This window comes from Nostoc sp. EspVER01, from assembly GCF_034530635.1.
Classification (GTDB): Bacteria; Cyanobacteriota; Cyanobacteriia; order Cyanobacteriales; family Nostocaceae; genus Nostoc.
On record NZ_JAVRCS010000005.1, the window covers coordinates 1 to 18,299 of the forward strand.

At 43.4% G+C, this 18,299-nt stretch carries 11 protein-coding genes, 1 tRNA gene and 1 pseudogene; 7 read left to right on the forward strand and 6 right to left on the reverse strand.

Features of this window, described 5'->3' with window-relative positions; translation table 11 throughout:
* On the reverse strand, positions 1–251 hold a 251-nt coding region (locus RMX69_RS05955; RefSeq protein WP_322636814.1), incomplete at its 3' end, for a hypothetical protein.
* Positions 252–611: 360 nt separating this feature from the next.
* On the opposite strand from RMX69_RS05955, the gene RMX69_RS05960 reads away from it, so the two are divergent.
* On the forward strand, positions 612–1,469 hold the full coding sequence (locus RMX69_RS05960; protein ID WP_322636815.1) for an Rpn family recombination-promoting nuclease/putative transposase: 858 nt from the start codon (positions 612–614) through the stop codon (positions 1,467–1,469).
* On the opposite strand, the gene RMX69_RS05965 is transcribed toward RMX69_RS05960, so the two are convergent.
* The 4 genes from RMX69_RS05965 to RMX69_RS05980 all read right to left on the reverse strand — a co-directional run bounded on the left by RMX69_RS05965 (position 1,455) and on the right by RMX69_RS05980 (position 6,908).
* The gene (locus RMX69_RS05965) at positions 1,455–1,793 is read right to left on the reverse strand and encodes a hypothetical protein (RefSeq protein WP_289798597.1); all 339 of its coding nucleotides are present in this window, start codon (positions 1,791–1,793) and stop codon (positions 1,455–1,457) included. The genes RMX69_RS05960 and RMX69_RS05965 overlap by 15 nt on opposite strands.
* A gap of 141 nt (positions 1,794–1,934) precedes the next feature.
* A complete protein-coding gene (locus RMX69_RS05970; protein ID WP_322636816.1) occupies positions 1,935–4,460 on the reverse strand; it encodes a sigma 54-interacting transcriptional regulator in 2,526 nt (841 codons plus the stop codon).
* A gap of 303 nt (positions 4,461–4,763) precedes the next feature.
* The gene (locus RMX69_RS05975; protein ID WP_322636817.1) at positions 4,764–5,537 is read right to left on the reverse strand and encodes a Uma2 family endonuclease; all 774 of its coding nucleotides are present in this window, start codon (positions 5,535–5,537) and stop codon (positions 4,764–4,766) included.
* Between the two features lie 141 nt (positions 5,538–5,678).
* Positions 5,679–6,908 carry a hypothetical protein gene (locus RMX69_RS05980; RefSeq protein ID WP_322636818.1) on the reverse strand — a complete coding sequence of 410 codons (1,230 nt, stop codon included), beginning with the start codon at positions 6,906–6,908 and terminating at the stop codon, positions 5,679–5,681.
* Positions 6,909–7,267: 359 nt separating this feature from the next.
* Between RMX69_RS05980 and RMX69_RS05985 the strand changes: the two genes are divergently transcribed.
* The 3 genes and pseudogenes from RMX69_RS05985 to RMX69_RS05995 all read left to right on the forward strand — a co-directional run.
* A complete protein-coding gene (locus RMX69_RS05985) occupies positions 7,268–7,858 on the forward strand; it encodes a chromophore lyase CpcT/CpeT (RefSeq protein ID WP_289798593.1) in 591 nt (196 codons plus the stop codon).
* A 236-nt stretch (positions 7,859–8,094) separates the two neighbouring features.
* A tRNA-Cys gene (locus RMX69_RS05990) sits at positions 8,095–8,165 on the forward strand.
* A 99-nt stretch (positions 8,166–8,264) separates the two neighbouring features.
* A pseudogene (locus RMX69_RS05995) lies at positions 8,265–8,483 on the forward strand (hypothetical protein); the annotation flags it as partial.
* Between the two features lie 227 nt (positions 8,484–8,710).
* Here RMX69_RS05995 and RMX69_RS06000 read toward each other — a convergent pair.
* Positions 8,711–11,521 carry a beta strand repeat-containing protein gene (locus RMX69_RS06000; protein WP_289798581.1) on the reverse strand — a complete coding sequence of 937 codons (2,811 nt, stop codon included), beginning with the start codon at positions 11,519–11,521 and terminating at the stop codon, positions 8,711–8,713.
* Between the two features lie 1,447 nt (positions 11,522–12,968).
* On the opposite strand from RMX69_RS06000, the gene RMX69_RS06005 reads away from it, so the two are divergent.
* The 3 genes from RMX69_RS06005 (at position 12,969) to RMX69_RS06015 (ending at position 18,199) form a co-directional block, all read left to right on the forward strand.
* A complete protein-coding gene (locus tag RMX69_RS06005) occupies positions 12,969–13,334 on the forward strand; it encodes a hypothetical protein (protein ID WP_289798580.1) in 366 nt (121 codons plus the stop codon).
* A gap of 418 nt (positions 13,335–13,752) precedes the next feature.
* Positions 13,753–13,884 (forward strand): hypothetical protein, encoded by a 132-nt coding sequence (locus tag RMX69_RS06010; protein ID WP_289798579.1) that lies wholly within the window; start codon positions 13,753–13,755, stop codon positions 13,882–13,884.
* Positions 13,885–14,191: 307 nt separating this feature from the next.
* Entirely contained in the window at positions 14,192–18,199 is a 4,008-nt protein-coding gene (locus RMX69_RS06015; RefSeq protein ID WP_322636819.1) for a DUF4912 domain-containing protein, read from the forward strand.
* Positions 18,200–18,299 lie beyond the last annotated feature (100 nt).

Here is an 18,299-nt window from a genome sequence, read left to right on the forward strand (position 1 = left end):
TATCTGAATGGTTTACTTGCTATTTGAGTGTTTCTGCCAAAAGTGGATGCTCCCACTAATTTGTTGAATGCAGACCCCTTTACTTGGTCATATCCATCATCCAAAGCAGCAACGATACCGTTAATCTGCCACGCTTCTGGTTGAGGCGGTTCTTTCGCGCTTACCCAAGGCAGGGCGAGGAGGAGAGTCAACAGCAGGATAAAGAGAAAAATGAACAAGAGCGATCGCTTTTTAATTATGTGCAGATACATTTGTATAATTCGTAATTTCTTTAGTAATAAAGGCTGTTTCTGCCCTTTCTTTAGTAAGGAAAGAGAGGGGAGTTAGGTTTTTTACTAGTAAATCAGGAACCGCTACAGTTATCTTTTTACCGTCTGATAACTCAACCTAGCTAGAAATGGAATATTAATGTAATTATTACAGGAATTTAAAAAGATACGCCCAGAGTATAATAATGAGCTTGCTTGAGCGATGGTGCGTAGGCTAGCCCGCACTTCGGCTCCTTTCGACTTCGCTCAAGGCAAGCCGCTCAGTGACCATCGTAGACATCGCCTACTCAAACCACTGCACGAGATAATAACAATACCTTGTTCAATTGTTAGCGATCGTTAATGTCTTTTGATAACCTCTGCAAACTACTGTCCGAAAAACATCCTGCTACCTTTGCCAGTTGGGTATTAGGAACACCGCAAACTTCCGTCAAAGTCCTCAAAACCGAATTGAGCATTGAACCAATTCGCGCTGATTATGTCACATTTTTACAATTACAAGGACGCATTCTCCATCTGGAATTTCAAACCAAACTAGAATCTACGCCACCCCTACCCTTGCGGATGCTAGATTATTGGGTACGCTTGTATCGTTTATATCGTCTACCAATAACGCAAGTTGTCGTATTATTGCTTCCCCCTGCACCAGGAACAGTAATTGAAACTGTCTTCTGTGTCGAAACTACCCGTCATGAATATCGCGTGATTCGCTTATGGGAAGAAAATCCTGAACTATTCCTCAACGAGCCAGCTTTGTTACCCTTAGCACCACTAACAGCAACCACGCAACCTCAAGCATTGTTGCAACAAGTTGTGGGCAAAGTTAATCAACTTGAGCCAAGACAACGACCAGAAATTTCCGCGTATACCCAAATCTTAGCGGGGTTAAAATACAATCAAGACTTGATTCGACAATTATTTCGGGAGGGTATGATGCGCGAGTCAGTAATTTATCAAGAAATTCTCGCTGAAGGCGAACAACGCGGACGGGAAGAAGGACGGGAAGAAGGACGAAAAGCAGAAGGGCAATTGCTCATTCTCCGTCAACTTACTCGACGGGTGGGAGAATTACCCCAAGAGATGCTAGACCGAATTGAAACTCTCTCCTTAGAACAATTAGAAAATCTCGGTGAAGCATTATTGGATTTTCAGGCTCAAGCGGATTTAGAAGCCTGGTTTGCCACATTAGAGTTCAATTAACTTGAAGCCCCAAGGTTTGAGAGCCGCTAAAGCTATTTCTTCTTTTACACCCTCATAAGCCTCCCATTCCAACGGATGCTCTTTGGGATGTCCGTCGCCGACATTACCTGCAACTTTAATTATCGGACAGTTGGCGATGCGATCGCGCTCCAACCCTCTGGGAATTGCTAGTTCGATTTTGTGCCCGATAAACTTCGCGGTACTATCATTAGCTACAGATTCACGGATTAAACAAATATCACCAGCAGTCCCCCAAGTCGTTTGGTAAATGTGGAGGAATGATATATAAGTTGCAGGTTTGATGGATCTTTTTAGAACGTGCATTATCTGTAATCCTTACACTATGAGTCAAAAATCATAAATCATATAAGTATTTTCTATCACGTTCGTAGGGAAGAATGTTCTTAAATCACATTTTGCACCTAGTCCAGGCGATTAGAAACCGCCTGGTAGAAGATGTAAAGCTCAAAAGACGATAATCGCCCACATACTAACTCCCAAAGCGATCGCAGCTAGGTGTTGCCCAAGGAGCGATCGCAATGGTTGTTTTGCAATCTTTTGCGTTAATAACATAGTCAGCAATACGGATAAAATTATCGTTGTACCTTGCAAAAAGTCAATCACAGCAGGGTGAGCAACTAATATTGGTAATTGTTCACCACTCAAACCAAGAGTAGCGAAGGTAACAGGTAAAATCCGCCCACCTTCACCTAAACCTAAACGTAGATAGTGAGCCAAATTTCCCCCCAAAACCAATGGTAAATAGCCATAGGCAAGTTCTACAAATGATTTTGACTTCCGGTTAAAATTGAACACTTGGATCAAGCCATAAGCCCCAAAGGTAAGAGCTGCTGGAATAATTAACACTAGCAGCGATAATCCCAAGTGCTGCCAAAAATCAGTTAAATCTAGTTGTAGCCCCAACCAAGATTGCAACTCTGGCAAGCGATGGAGATAGATACCACCCAACAGCAAAAACAATAATGCTACTTCATAAGTGCGGGGTACATGAGTTGTCCACAGTTCAATACCAGGGGGACGCAAGTTGAACTCAACGGAACGATGGGGACAAGCTTTGAGGCAAGTCATGCACAGTACGCAATCTCGGTTATCTTCTAACTGCGCTGGGTGTGAGTATAAAGGACATCCATTGGTTTCCAGCCCTTCGCCCTTTTGCGGCCCACCTTTATAACACTGATATGTGGTGCAACTAGCAGAACATATCCCCTGCTGTGCCCGGAGTTCCGTCATTGAGAGTTTGGCAAATAAACCATTCATCCCGCCGATAGGGCAGAGATAGCGACACCAAAACCGCCGCTCAAAAAGGGCCGAGAAAATCATCGCCCCAGCAGTAATTAACAGCAGCAAACAAGCACTAAGGTAGGCAGTATTTTCTAAATGCCAGAGTTCTTCCCATAAGAAAATTAGGGTAAATAACCCAAACATAAACCATCCGCCCCATTTCTCGCCTTGTTCTCTCGGCCAGCGCTTGAGTTTGCGAGGCCACAGCCACAAAGAGAGCTTTTGGGTAATTTCCCCGTAAATCATGAAGGGACAAACAGAACACCAGACACGTCCCAAAAAGGGAAAGAGAAATAAGAAGAAAGGCCACCACCAAGCCCAAAATAGATTTAATACGAAATTGCGATCGCGGGTTTGCGGCCCAATAAATAACACTGCAACAATAATCGCAAAAGCTGTTGCAGTAAAACCATAATTAATGCGATCGGGCCACCAGTCACTACGTAAAAACCGCCTTAAGGAAGGATAGGCATTTAACAGATTTACCCGAAATCGTTTTTTCTTAGTTTCAGCTGGCCAGAAAATTTCTTCTGTTAATTCATTTGCACCCTCAGCTTGGACAATCGCTCTTTCTACCAGATTTTTCAATTCTTTGAGGTTGCCAGGAAAATCATAAGACTGAAGGCGACGCAGAGCTTCTGGGGTAATGTGCGGTTTCGGAACGCCTCTAGAGCGAATGTAGAGACTAGTATAATATTCAACCTGTGTCTGAATATCAGCTTTCCGCACCCGTAGCGGTGGTACTTTAATAATGTGACCAACAGAACGTTCAATTGTTGGCTGAGTTTTTTCTGAAACAATCAGAATTCTGGCTTTACTGGGACGAGCTTCGGCTACTGAATCTCCAGAACGACTGACGGGGGTATACGTACCAGTTTTGAGCAACTCCGTCACGGCAGGTAATAATTCTTCGGGCAATTCTTGAATATTGTTGAGAACTAGAGTACCTTCTCCCAACCATTCCAACAATCCTGGTTTGCCGCCAGCGCGACCAAATAAATCTGCACCGCTAGTTTGGAGAATACCACAATTTACTTTAATAATTGGTTCTCGCCGTTTGGGAGAACCAAAGTGGATCAAGGCTGCTATATTGTCTTTTTCTAACCCTGGTTCTCCGAAAATATCTACTGATTTGCGATCGGCAGCCGATAAACGAATTTGCTCCCGCAGCCGCACAGCATAGCGACTTGTACCAACAATTCCCCGTTGTGCTTTGGTAACTAAATATGGGCGCAAGGCAATAGAACGTTCTTGTTCATAGCCAAGTGCAGATGTTACCTGAGCTAATTCTTGAGCCAATTGACGCGAAAAAGCCTGAGCAATTTCAGGGTATTGAGTGACTAATTCCCGAAATTTAACAGCAGGTACAACCCACAAGTGACATTCGGTTACTGTAGTAATTGTGAATGGAGTTAATTCATCCAACAGCAATTCTTTGAGTTCAATCACTGCACCGGGGAGAAATCCACAGGCTAAAGCTGGGTTGCTTTGATTGGTGCTATTGCTTTCGAGTTGACCTTGTACAAGAATATAAAGGGCTTCTGGAGAATTGCCTTCACTAACTAAGTCAGTTTCGGCACTCACTACTTGTTCTTCAATTACTTGAGCGATCGCATTTAATACTTCAGGTGAAAGAATTCCTAAACTCGTGCGTTCTTGTAGCCATATAACCGTTTCTGGAGATGTCATATTTAGTTCTCCCTGTAGGCTGCTGTATAACAAGAATTATCCCTGAAAGGGTATGTCAAAATATCTATATTCAGTGGTTGTGCATTAATACACAATGTGCAATAGACTTCTTGCATAAATCAAAAATAAGAAAGAACCCCACCCCGCCAAAGCTACGCTTTGTCTCCCCTCCCGAAGAGCCTACGGTGTACACACAAGTCTATATCTTTCTTTATTAATGAATCTCGCACTGTGTTTTTATCCCGCCTCGGAATGAATTCCGAGTCTCATAGCCCAAGTCCACTGAATACAAAGCTTTTTAGCCTATTTCGTAGCCCCTTCAGCAGATACATTCAAACCTGTTAACCTAGCTACCTGTTCTACTGTCATCCCAGATTCAAGTAAGTTGCGTGCAGTTTGTAATAACTGCAATTCTGCCTTGTCTGCCCTTTGGCTTTCTTGTTCTGCCCTTTGACGTTCCTTTTCTTCAGGGGTTGGCAGCAACTCCCCTGCCAAATTTGCCCAGCGTAACCAAGTAGCATCAATACCTTTATAACTTCCCTGCCACAACTGCAATGCTAACCCTAAAGATTGACTCACCAATTGATTTTGAGCATTTACTGCAATAGGTTGATAAGCTCCTTTTTCATTAGAGAAACCAGCCAAATCATTAGGGTTAAAAGGGTCATACCAGAAATATTCTGGGACACGCATTTGATTTTGATAAATTAGCTTTTTCTCATTTTTGTCTGCTTGGGCTGTGCTGTCAGAAAGTAACTCAATAACTACATCTGGTGCTTTCCCCTCTTCCCAAACCACCCAACTGCGACGTTCTCCTTTTGGGACTCCCAACACAGCAAAAAAGTCTGGCCCTTTAAAGTCTTTGTTTCGCACCTGGGCCAGACTGTAGTAAACAAACATATTACCGCCGATAAACCCATCCTCTCGTTCTTGCAACCAAGGTATCAGAGCATCTATCAGCAAGTCCATCTGGGCTTTATGGCGTGCGCTTTCCATCGGGATACCGTCATCGTCTGGTAATTCTGCTTGGGTGGGTGGGAGTTGAATATCTGGTGCAGCTAGGGTAGTTTCTGACATAGCTTTTCACCTTGTGGGGAGGCGTGACGGGTATTTTTATATTAAGCGATCGCAGAAATTTCAGTTAAAGAAAGACTCAACTGAATTCTGACCGGAGGCGGAGCGTCTCCGGCTCCGCTCCTGACTCCTAAATTCTGTTTGTTAAAAATTTGCTTTCGACAGTTTTGCAATTTGCCCAGTAAAGTATGCTTCTTCATGTTTGAGTTGTTGCGCCAGTTTTAACCCTTGTTGAAAAGCTGTTAATGCTTGAGGAAATTCTTTGCGTTCTAGATGCAATTGCCCAATTTGGTCATAAGCTTGCATCATTCCGTAAAAGTTGGCGGCTTGCGCCTGTATCTGCACCAAAATTTCGCTAGCCTGCAAAGCCTCCTGTGTTTGTCCTTGGGAACGATACAACGCAATTAACTTCTGCAAAGCATCACCAGCCCGAACATACTCCTTTAATTGCCAAGCAGTGGTATAAGCTTGTTGATAATTGTTAAAAGCTTCTAGCAGTAAATTAGGATCTTTCTTAGCTAGAGATTCGTAATCTGAAGCGATCGCTAGCTTTAATTCTGGTATTTCTGTAAGCCGATTTTCATTGACATAAATTTCTGTTAGTTTGTTAAGTACATTCAATGACTGCTGTGGTTGACTTGTCTGCTCGTAAATGTAAGCCAGTTGTTGCAGATATGTTACCTCGTTTACACGATCGCCAAGAGAAGCCGTTAAACTCAACAATTCCTCGTAGATTGGCGCAGCTTTGCGATAATCAAACCAACTCAAATGCAGTTCTCCAAGTGTTTTGAGGGTTTCTAATACCGCTGTTTGGTCTTGTTGTTGTCGCACTACTAGCAAAACTTGGTCATAAGCTTCTATAGCTAATTTAGACGATCGCACATTTTTGTAAGCTTCACCTAGCGATCGCCACAATTCTAGATCGATTGGGGCAGCTTTTTTCTGAGATTGCGCCTGTTTTTGAATTGCTTGCAATCGTTCCGTAATATATTGTACTTCTTGTCCGTCGTTTAGCTTCCAGGCGATCGCGCCAACTCGTGATAATGCTTGCACTTCTGCTAATGAACCTAAAAAGCGCCGCAAACGTAATTCTCGGTTCCAAATTTCAAAAGCTGCAACCTGCTCACCTGCTTGCAGTTTCGCCGCCGCTTCTTGATTTAACGCATCTAACGCTGGTTCTAACTTTTGCCGTTCTTGGGGAGTTAACGGTTGTTTATCCTTGAGCGATCGTGGTGACAGTGGATCGGGTGTGGTAATCTCTAGGGGGCTGGGAGGAAATTTATCAGGTGGTTTCGGCGGTTTACTCTCTGCCAGTGTTAAGGAATTGCTAAAGAGTATAGTGGCAGTAGCGATCGCAATTAAGTGCCTGAGCATGGGTACTTTACTTTGCCTTAAGTGATTTGCATGAGATAATTAGCAATTATCCCCATGCCCTATTATTGACTAACTATTCTCCAGGTTTACAAGAAAAGCCCACCTAAGAGCTATGTGGCTTCAGCGTACAGATGAAAGGCAGTGTGCGGAATTTGTAAAAATAAATGCTTAACGAGTTCTAGTTATTAAGTACAAGATGTAAACAGTTTAACTTGTACTGAAGCAGCCAAATTTTCTCCAGTCAGAGCAGCTATCGTAGATATAATTTAAAAATTGCGATCGCAACCATGATTTTTGAGTCAGGGGAGTGTCAAAATAATCCTACGATAATATTTAAACAACTAGTTGATAGTTTTGTAATGACTCATTCTACTGATATCGCCACCTTAGCCCGCTGGATGGCAGCTGACTTTAGCAATCAAGAACAAGCTTTTGAAAATCCGCCTTTTTATGCCCATATCCGCGTGTGTATCCGTCCCCTTCCCTTAGAGTTGTTCTCAGGGGTAAGTTTGTTTCTCGAACAAGCTTATGATTTTATGCTCAATCAACCCTACCGGATGCGGGTAATGAAGTTAATTCCGGCAGAAAACCACATTGCTATTGAACACTACACCGTTAAAGAAGAAGAAAAATTTTACGGTGCATCTCGTGAACCCGAACGCCTCAAAGAGTTGTCTGTTGATCAATTGGAAAAAATGTCAGGCTGCAACATGATTGTAGAGTGGACAGGTAAGAGCTTCAAAGGCAGAGTTGAACCCGGTAAAGCTTGCATAGTGGTTCGTGACGGCAAAAATACTTATCTGGATAACGAATTTGAGATTGACGCTAAAGAATTTTTCAGCCTCGACAGGGGAAGAGATTTAGACACCGATGAACGTCTCTGGGGTTCTATCGCCGGCCCGTTTCACTTTCTCCGCTGGGGTAGTTTTGCCGATGAAGTAAAGGTGTAACAAGTCAGGAGTGAAGAATTACAACTCTTTTTAATCAGCTAAGAGTTGCTTGTGCTATGGTCAACCTGCAATCGAAATTTTCTAGCGATCGCCTAAAGACTACCAAAAACATCCAGTTAACCTACTATCTCTACCTCAGAATCCTATGCTATCATGGTTTAACTAGCACCCGATGACTACTAAATGGCTACTAAGATACCTTAGCAACATTAAAGTAGTTCAGCGAATCCTGCTGTGGCGGCATAGCCAAGTGGTAAGGCAGAGGTCTGCAAAACCTCCACCCCCGGTTCAAATCCGGGTGCCGCCTTTAAATAAATATAACCATTACAGAGCTTTGAAGCCCTTCAGTACTAAGGGGTTAGCCCTCAAAGATGGAATCGTAATTCAACTTGTAAAACAGGGCGTAGTCAGCGAATATCGCAAACCGTATCAATGCAGACATACTTTTATTACTCTTTGCCTGGAAGCTGATATTGATGCGAAGGATGTAGGAAGGTGGGTTGGCAACTCTCCAGAAATTATTTACAAGCATTACGCAGGTAATAAACGTAACCTACAGGAACGAGTGCCAAAAACTTGTAAAGTTCCGACTTTAAAACTCATTGGGAACTTACTGACTTACTGATGGGGGATGGCGCACAGGGTAAGCGCGTCTCAAACGCTATTGAGAAGCGATCGCTCTTGCAGGAGATGGGCAACTGCTTGATCTTGGATACATCGCTTCGCCATTTGTACTGCATAGAGTAATTATTCTACCACGTGGTTTAATAATTCCATTAATGAATCGAATGCGAGGTCCTTAATAGAACACCTCGCATTCTGAAGATTTCTATTTGACTGTGGGGTTGAGGATTAAACAACTAGAACGTTATTTTGACTTAGTGACACTCCACCAGATAGTTGTGCAAATTGTACCTGAGCAAATCCACCCGCACTACCATCTTGGTCAAAATATAGCGCGCCTGTAGTATTGTTATAGATAAATCGCTGATTGCTGGTTGTTGCAGATGTTCCAAGGGTAAAAGAGCTGGCTGAGAGTAAACCTAATGATAAACCGCCACCAAAACCAGCAGCCGATACCTGAATCAGTTCATTAGTCGCGTTGAAGTTGTAAATACTATCAACGCCTTCACTGAAGCCATTGAAAACAAAGGTATCAGTACCAGATCCTCCATAAAGGTTATCATTACCTTTACCACCTTTGAAGGTGTTTTTACCAGAAGCGCCAGAGGCTGTAAGAGTATCATTCCCATCGCCTCCATCCAGTAGATTATTGCCTGATGAATAGTCAACAATCAAGCGATCGTCATTAGCACCACCATTGAGCGTATTATTCCCAGAGACAGTATAAGCTCCATAAAAGGAATATAAGGAGGCTGAACCAGCGGCTGTGAGAGTATCATTGCCATCGCCCCCATTCAATAGGTTATTGCCTGATGAATAGTTAGTAACTAAGTTATCATCACCAGCACCACCATTGAGGGTGTTCTTACCAGAGATAGCATCGAGATCAAAATTGCCTCGGTAGTCGTCGTAGGAGCCAGAGACATCAAGAGAATCATTATCATCACCACCAGAGAGCGAATTATTACCATTTGAATAGTCAGCACTCAAGTAATCCTTACCTGTACCGCCGAGAATCGTGTTATTTCCACGTCCCCCAGCAAGGGTATCGTTGCCATTGCTCCCCACAATCAGATCATTGTAGTCTGTACCTGAGATATTTAATTGTTCGATATTCTTGTAACTCACCTGATTCGGGCCTGCTGTAATCGAACCAGCATTAGTAGCAGCATTGAATGTTGTTGTGATTCCCTGGCCGATGGAATAGTTATAGAAAGACAACAAATCGTTACCTTTTCCTCCATCTATGGTATCTTTGCCGCGATCGCCTCCGGTGAGTGTATCATTGCCATTGCCACCTACAATCAAGTCATTGTAGGCTGTACCTGAGATATTTAATCGTTCAATATTCTTGTAGCTAACCTGATTCGCGCCTGATGTAATGGAGCCAGTGTTAGTAACAGCATTGAATGTCGTTGTGATTCCCTGACCGCCGCTAGAATTACTGTAATAATAGCCTTCTAATAAATCATCACCTTTTCCGCCATCGATAGTATCATTGCCACTACTACTCCCATAGAGCGAGATAGTATCGTTGCTATTACTCCCCACAATCAAGTCATTGTAGGCTGTACCAGAGATATGTAATCCTTCGATATTCTTGTAGTTAATCAGATCCGTGCCCGCCCTAATCGAGCCAGTGTTAGTCACAGTATTGAATGTTGTTGTGATTCCCCCACTAGGATAGATATACGAAACGCTCAACAAATCGTTACCTGTCCCCCCATCTACTGTTTGAGTCGCTAAGGAAAGTGGGGAAGTATATAGGACGAAAGAGAAGGAATCATTACCATTCCCTCCATTGAAAATATTATTACCAAACTTGCCCTCGGCTTTTTTGTCGTCGTAGTAGCCAGAGGCGCTAAAAGAATCATTGCCATCCCCCCCATTGAGGATGTTATCGCCTGTTGAATAGTTAACACTCAATTGATCGTCACCAGCACCACCATTGAGAGTGTTATCACCAGAGGTAAAAGAGGCGGAATAGTCGTATTCGCGAGAGGCGCTAAGAGAATCATTGCCATCTCCTCCATTGAGGATATTATCGCCTGTTGAATAGTTGGCATCTAATTGATCGTCACCAGCACCACCGTTGAGGGTGTTATTGCCATCTGTCTTAGACGCAGAGAGATTATCACTGCCATCGTCACCAGAAATCAGGTTATCGCCTGTTGAAGAGGTAGCACTGAATTGATCGTTTCCAACACCACCGTTAAGGATGTTATCGCTTGTTGAATAATCAATATTCAAGTAATCGTTACCTTCACCGCCAAAAATCGTATCATTGCCATAATTTGAATCGTTACCACTACTGCCTCCGAAGAGTAAATCGTTGCCATTGCTTCCGACAATAAAATCAGCGTAGGTTGTACCTCTAATTTCTAATTGTTCGATATTGGTGTAGTTAATCCGATTTGTGCCAGCCCGAATTGAGCCAGTGTTAGTAGCAGCATCAAAACTCGAAATGATTCCTTTAGTAGCACGGGTGTAATATACAGACAAGTCATCCTCACCTGTTTCTCCATTTACACTTTGAGTCGTTAAGGAAGAGGGAGCAATTGTTGAGGCGGACAAATGGAAGTCATCATTACCAGCGCCTCCATTTAGAGCGTTTATACCCCGGACTTCATCGGCGTAGAAGGAATCATCGCCGTCTTTGCCTGAAACCGTATTGTTGCCAGCAGAATAGCTAATATCAAGGTAATCATCCCCTGCATCTCCACTGAGGATGTTATTTCCAGAAGAATAGGAACCATCAAGCGTATCATTTCCCTCATCACCCCGCAGCAGGTTATTACCAGTACCACCACGGAGAGAGTCACTATCCGTACCACCACGGAGAGAGTCGTTATCCGTACCGCCAAGGAGAGTATCATTCCCTGGACCACCAATAAGGGTATCATTTCCGGCATCACCGCTTAAAAGGTCATTGCCATTTTTACCATCGACGATATCATCACCTACTTTAGCGTTAATTGTATCTGCGTCCTGGCTACCCAGTAGAGTATCCTTGCCGTTGGTTCCAATGATATTCACCATAACTCTTACCTTCCTGAATCGATATTTTGAGTAACTTCAGCTATTAACTTGTTAATGTTGTTTAAGGACAAACAGAAATCATCGAGAGTTAATGCTTTCGACATACTTTTATGTCACCCTTAAGGGCTAGCAATTTTCTCGAAGATTTACCCTATTGATAAGCTTGTAAGCAGGACTTGTCTAACTGACTTGAAAAAGGCAAGAGGTGAGGCAGCCCCCGTCTTGGCGGTTTCCGTCGATGGGGGACTGCCGAACCCGAAGGGCAGGAGGTTCAAAGTTAAAGTCTTTACCTATTCCCTATTCCCTATTTCCTTTTTCATTCGTTATTTGTGTACCAGTAATAATGCTATTTACGACTATCTAAGTCTTAAGCATTGTACATATTTATGAGCGTGTATTTAGAAAAACAGATGGTTTCACGCTTTTTTTATCATTTTTGATCCGCAGATCAACCCAGCAATCATTGACAAAGTCCCGAAAAATCAAGCTTGAATGCCTAAAACCCACACTTCATATTTCTTATCAAAGCGTAGCCCTACTGTCGTAAATATAGAGAATAATTCACTTTCGATAGGGAAAGAATTTTTATGCAATTGTTGTGGGCTATTGCCCGTGGGTGTGTAGCTTAAAAATAAGGAACATCTAAATAACACTTTGATAACCATATCTGAATATTTACTGAGATGTCCACACTTAAAGACATATCTTTGCATACTCTTCACATAATTTGCCAATCAGTATAGTGTCAGTACTTATCTTTATGTATTCTTCATGTCTTGATAACCACCAATAATTCCGAATGCAGCAGCTAAACATCACCTAAGTAGTTGTTTGATCTGCTCGTGTAGCGTGTCTCCCCCCCCTAGTAGACAAGCAAGCTGTAAGAGTTTTTAAAATCTGGGGTTATGCTGCGAGGTTTTGACGACGAGTTACAGGAGTTGAAAGCGATGCCCCAAAGTGGGAACGCATTGGAGCATGGGCACGTTATCAAGAGCTACTTAGGTATGATTATCTCCCAAACATACCCGCATAGTCCATCCTAGCGATCGCACAGAAATTACTGAGGACGGTGGATCTGAAACTGGACTATATTAGTAGATTTTGAACAAAAATGGATTTTTATTAAAAATAACAGTCGCCAGGGAATGAAAGCGTATTAAATAATGGATTTCTTTGACCATGCCAATTTAAACAAGAATGCAATATCAATTATATAGATAAGACTGTGGGGACATGATATCAATGCTTACCCTACGGGCGTACCTCACGTAAACGGGAACTACTATAAATAAATGTAAAGAATAAGTTGGCATTGCATAAACTTTGCTTTTTACCTTGATGAATGAACTAAGAAGCTAAAAAAATGAAGGTACAAGATTGAAAATATCTTGTTATCTCTTTGAATTAGCTGATTTAACAACAATATAATTCTTCTACAGGAGAAAAAATGAGTACATTAGAGCAAAGTCTTAGTCAATTTAGAGCTTTACCAAAACCAGAGTCATCTCGATTAATTGATTTTGAAGAAGCAGAAATTCGTCCTGGTATAGTAAGTGGCACTTATATTTTAGTTGTCAGAGGGACGAAACCATACTTGAATTTGGAAGTGAATCTTGTACCACTTGTATACGTCCAGCAACCTGAATATTGGGGAGTTGAGGTCGTTGGCACTTTGCCCGGAATCGGACTACCAGCTACCGCACCTTATACAGTTTCTCTGCCAGTAGATGGTATTCGTGGCAAACAAGGCATTGAAGTTATTGGTGCTAATGGTTCCAAGCAACTGCCTTTTCTAGAAGTTAAGCATTCCTAATTACCGAGATGAATATGTGTAGAACCACCATCTGAAAAGCTGTTACAAAAGCTTAAGAATCGTCCGAAAATTTATTTTCAGGCTAATAGCTCAAGTTGGTTTAAACAGACTAAGAATATTTTATTAGTCCGTTTAAACCAATTCTGATTTAAAAATGCAAAACCCGAGCAGTATTGAAACCAATTCTTGAGAGGTTGTTTGAAAAGTCTAATTTATTACTTGCCTCGGTGATTGGAATTCGCGGCTATACAAACAAAACCCACACTTCACCGCCTGCGTGGATTTCAAATTCTTTGAGTCCGCGTAGCTACGCGTAGCTTGCTTCTCCGTTCGCGTAGCGTCCCGTAGGGAAGGAGTACGTTTGTGTAGCCGCGATTTCTAATCGCCTGGTATATTTGCAAAGGTGAGATGCTTCCTAATGAAACGAGTTTCAAAAGCCTTGTATGAAAATGTTCTAGGAACTGGAATTTCTACTCAGCACGGGCTAAACACCCCGCTACCGCTAACAGCACTCAGACTCAGCACTACTGAAAATAATATTGTTAAATAATATTGAATTTGCTACACTTTACCAGTTTTAGTAATTCAATAATTCATAATTGTGGCCATAAACTACTAACTTGGTATAAGTTGCAATATAACTTAGAAAAATTTATAGTAAACAGACTTTGGCAATTAGAGTATAAATTATCATGCTATCCAAGCTAAAGCGAAGTATAAATCAGCATAAGTGTTTTGAAGCAATTAGAACTAAAGATAACTCAGATGTATAATTAGCCCGTCTCCTCCATTATCTTTATAAAGATCGCGATTTAGGACTGGCAGGCTTTCTATTTTTTACTTTAATTAAGGGGCTTATGTGGCAACAAGAAAAAAAAGATACTTCGATAGTCAGACTGTTATTATGGGTTGCCCTAGCTACAACCCCGATGGCAGCATCTCTGGTGGTATCAGCACCGATGCTGGCACAATCTACACCTGAAGCTACCTCTTCGCCACTGCCACAAACAGTGCAGAATGAACCGATAGTGCGGATTGACGGTTCCAGTAGCTTGAGTGCAATCAACCAAAGCCTGAAAGAAAGTTTTGAAAAACAGTTTGTTGGTAAAAAGGTTGAAGTTGCTGCTAACGGCACTGAGACAGCGCTGAAAGATTTGCTAGATGGCAAAATCGATATAGTCGCAATGGGGCGTGGGTTGACGCCAGCAGAAAAAGCTCAAGGACTAGAGCAAGTTCGTTTGCAGCGTGAGAAGATTGCGATCGTGGTTGGTGCAGAGAATCCTTTCAAAGGAAGCTTGACTAGTAGGCAATTCGCTCGGATTTTTCGGGGGCAAATTACAAATTGGTCGCAACTGGGAGCGCCTTCAGCCAAGATTCGATTAATCGATCGCCCGAACACGAGTGAAACTCGCAATACTTTTCGTACTTATCCAGCCTTCAAAACTGCTGAATTTGCCACAGGGGCTAATGCTACCCAAGTAAGTGACGATAATACCGCAGAAATCATCAAACAACTGGGCAAAGACGGCATCAGCTATGTGTTAGCTAATCAGGTGTCGAAGTTGAAAGGTGTGCGAGTTCTGCAATTACATCAAGCCTTGCCAGCTGATGCGAGATATCCCTTCTCGCAACCTTTAGTTTACGTTTATAAAAAAGATCAGAGTTTAACCACAGTAGATTTTCTGGGCTTTACCCTAGCACCAGCAGGACAGCAAGCTATAGAAAGAGGTAGAACTGCCGAAGCCGAGGCGATCGCAGCCAGCGTATTACAACCTGCTGTTGCAGCTTCTCCAGGTGTCGTTTCAACACCAGCGCCTACGCCTTCCCCTAGTGCCACTAGTTCTGCATTTGGCGACCAACCCTTTGTGGCTGCTCCCCCACAAAGCGATCCAATTGTAAATAGAGAAACACCATTGTGGTTGCTGCTACCTGTCTTTTTTATAACTGTAGGTGGATCTGTACTTTGGTGGATTCTGAAAAAACGCCCATTGCCCACCGAAGAAACAGACAATTTACCAGAATCAAATCCTCATCCACCCAATGGAGAAACGGCGGCGCTCAATGCCAGCACAACTTCCTCCCTGAATGGAACGACGCTGGAGGAGCAGCCAGTACCGCATTTCCAAGAACAAGAAACCCCCGATCGCACTCCTTTCAACATCTACGCTCAAACACAATCCGATCTGAACCAAAATGCTACTCAGGGGACAGGAAATTTAGTACAAGAGACAAGTAATGGTACTTCTAATCTCTATGAAGGCGCGACATCGGGCGTAGCTAATGGCTCAGAAAATAACAATTTGGGAGCCGCAGCTTTAGGTGGTGCGGCTATAGCAACAGGCATCGGGACGGCTACCTGGTCTACCTTTAACAACAAAGAAACAGAACCAAATGCAATTGATGAGACAGTCGAGCTAAATAATTATACGGAGACATACACTCCTGATGCTGATGAAGTTGCATGGGATATAGAAGCTCCGGCGGCTGTAGTCAATACTTCATATCCTTACCCAGGTAATATTCCAGAAGAAGTGTCTAATGTGGAACTGCCTTCATCTGAGGTGACAGCCCCACTCCCAGAATTACCAGATGTGCCACAAGCATCATCTGATTTTGGATATTGGGACACAGCCATTAGTGAAGATGAGGCAGATGATGAGCTTCAGGCAGAATTGAACTGGCTAGAGAGTATCACCTCAAATGAAGATACAGCCTCAGTAGATGAATTGCCCTTAGCGGAGTCTGGCGAAGTGACAGCCGATGAGGAAGCATCAGAGACAGATACATCCTCACTGCTCGATTTACCGGAATTTCCAGAAGATGTATTGAGTAAAGATGCATTGAATGTGGTAGCGGACGCAGCCGAACCCACTTTAACTTTGCCAGAGGCAGAACTTCCCGCCGAGCCGCCTGTTGGGGAAGCTAACTCCACAGATTTGGCCGCAGCCGCAGCTTTAGCAGCGGGCGCAGGAGTTGGTGCTTGGGCTAGCACTTTCGGATCGGATGCTCAAAATGAAGCGATGTCTACGACGGGCTATGCCTACGCAGCCGAAACAACTAGTGGTTTGGTTGATACAGATGAAGAAAGTAGTATTGTACTCACACCGCATACTTATACATCGGCTCATGTCTCTTGGGAGATTCCCCCAGCCAAGAAAGCAGAACTGTGGCAACAAGGCGGTACTCAATTGGTAGTGCGGCTGTATGATGTGACTGGCATTGATTTGAGTTATCAAACTCCGCAACTGGTGAAGCAGTATGAATGTGCAGAGACAGCACACGATCGCGTTGTAGAAATTCCCCTCAATGATCGCGACTACATCGCTGAAATTGGCTATATCGCTTATGGCGAACACTGGTTATTCATCGCCCGTTCTGCAATTGTTCGTGTCTTCAGTCCTGTGAATCCAGATCCGATAGTTGATGATGTGGCAATGGCAGCCGAAACAGCTATTGGTTTGGTAGATTCTCAAGAAGAAAGCAGTATTTTGCTTACACCCGATACTGATGGATCGGCTCATGTCTCTTGGGAGATTTCCGAAGCCAAGAAAGCAGCACTGCGGCAACAAGGCGGCTCTCAATTGATCGTGCGGCTGTATGATGTGACTGGCATTGACTTGAGTTATCAAACTCCGCAGCTGGTAAAGCTGTATGAATCTGAGGAAACAGAAAACGAAGGATTGGTGGACATTCCCCAAGGCGATCGCGACTACATAGCTGAAATTGGCTATCTCGCTGATGGCGAGCGCTGGTTATTCATCGCCCGTTCTGCGATCGTTCATGTCTCCAGTCCTGTGAATCCAGATCCCGTAGTTGATGATGTCGCAATTGCGGATAAAACAGATGTTGATTTGGTAGATGTCCAACAAGAGAGCAGTATTGTCCTCACACCCCGCACTTTCCAATGGGCTGAAGTCTCTTGGGAGGTTTCCGAAGCTCAAAAAGCAGCACTGCGACAAGAGGGCGGCTCTCAATTGGTAGTGCGGCTGTATGATGTGACTGGCATAGATTTGAGTTATCAAAATCCTCAGCTTGTCCAGCAGTATGAATGTGAAGAGACAGCACACGATCGCTTTGTAGAAATTCCCATCAGCGATCGCGACTACATAGCTGAAATTGGCTATGTCGCTGATGGCGGTCGCTGGTTATTCATTGCCCGTTCTGCGATCGTTCGTGTCTTTAGTCCAGTGCCTACAGAGCCGACGACAAAAGATCCCGTCGTTGAAAATGTAGCATTAGTCAGCGAAACAGCTATTGCTTTGGCAGATGTAGAAGCAGAAACGGCTCCAGAAGAGAGCAGTATTGTCCTCACACCCCGGACTCCCAAGTGGGCTTATGTCTCTTGGCACATTTCTAAAGCTCAGGCGGAAGCACTGCGACAACAAGGCGGTTCCCAATTAGTAGTGCGGCTCTATGATGTCACCGGCATTGACTTGAGTTATCAAAGTCCCCAGCTTGTCCAGCAGTATGAATCTGAAGAAGTAGCACGCGATCGCTTTGTAGCGATTCCCGTCAGCGATCGCGATTACATGGTTGAAATTGGCTATATTGCTGATGGCGATGCCTACGGCGATAAACTACGTTGGTTACTTATCGCCCGTTCTGCTAACGTCCGGGTTTTCAGTCGTCCCCACGGAGATTTTTGGTTTGTGGCTGATGCTGAGTTAATTATTCACGGAGCAACTCAACCAAATACCAACGTAAACATTGGTGGTCATGCCATCAAAGTTAAACCCGATGGTACTTTCCACCTACGTCTTCCCTTTTCAGATGGTTTAATGGACTATCTGATCACGGTAGCTGCTGATGGGGAATCCACAAGAACTATCCATAAGAAGTTCTCTCAGGAAACTTCCGAAAGCTAACATTACGCTGAGTTATCCCCTCTCACCCTACACAGTTTCCCCTTTGAGGTCAGTGTGGTCAGAGGGGATTTTATTATATATAGCAGTTTTCAGATGGATA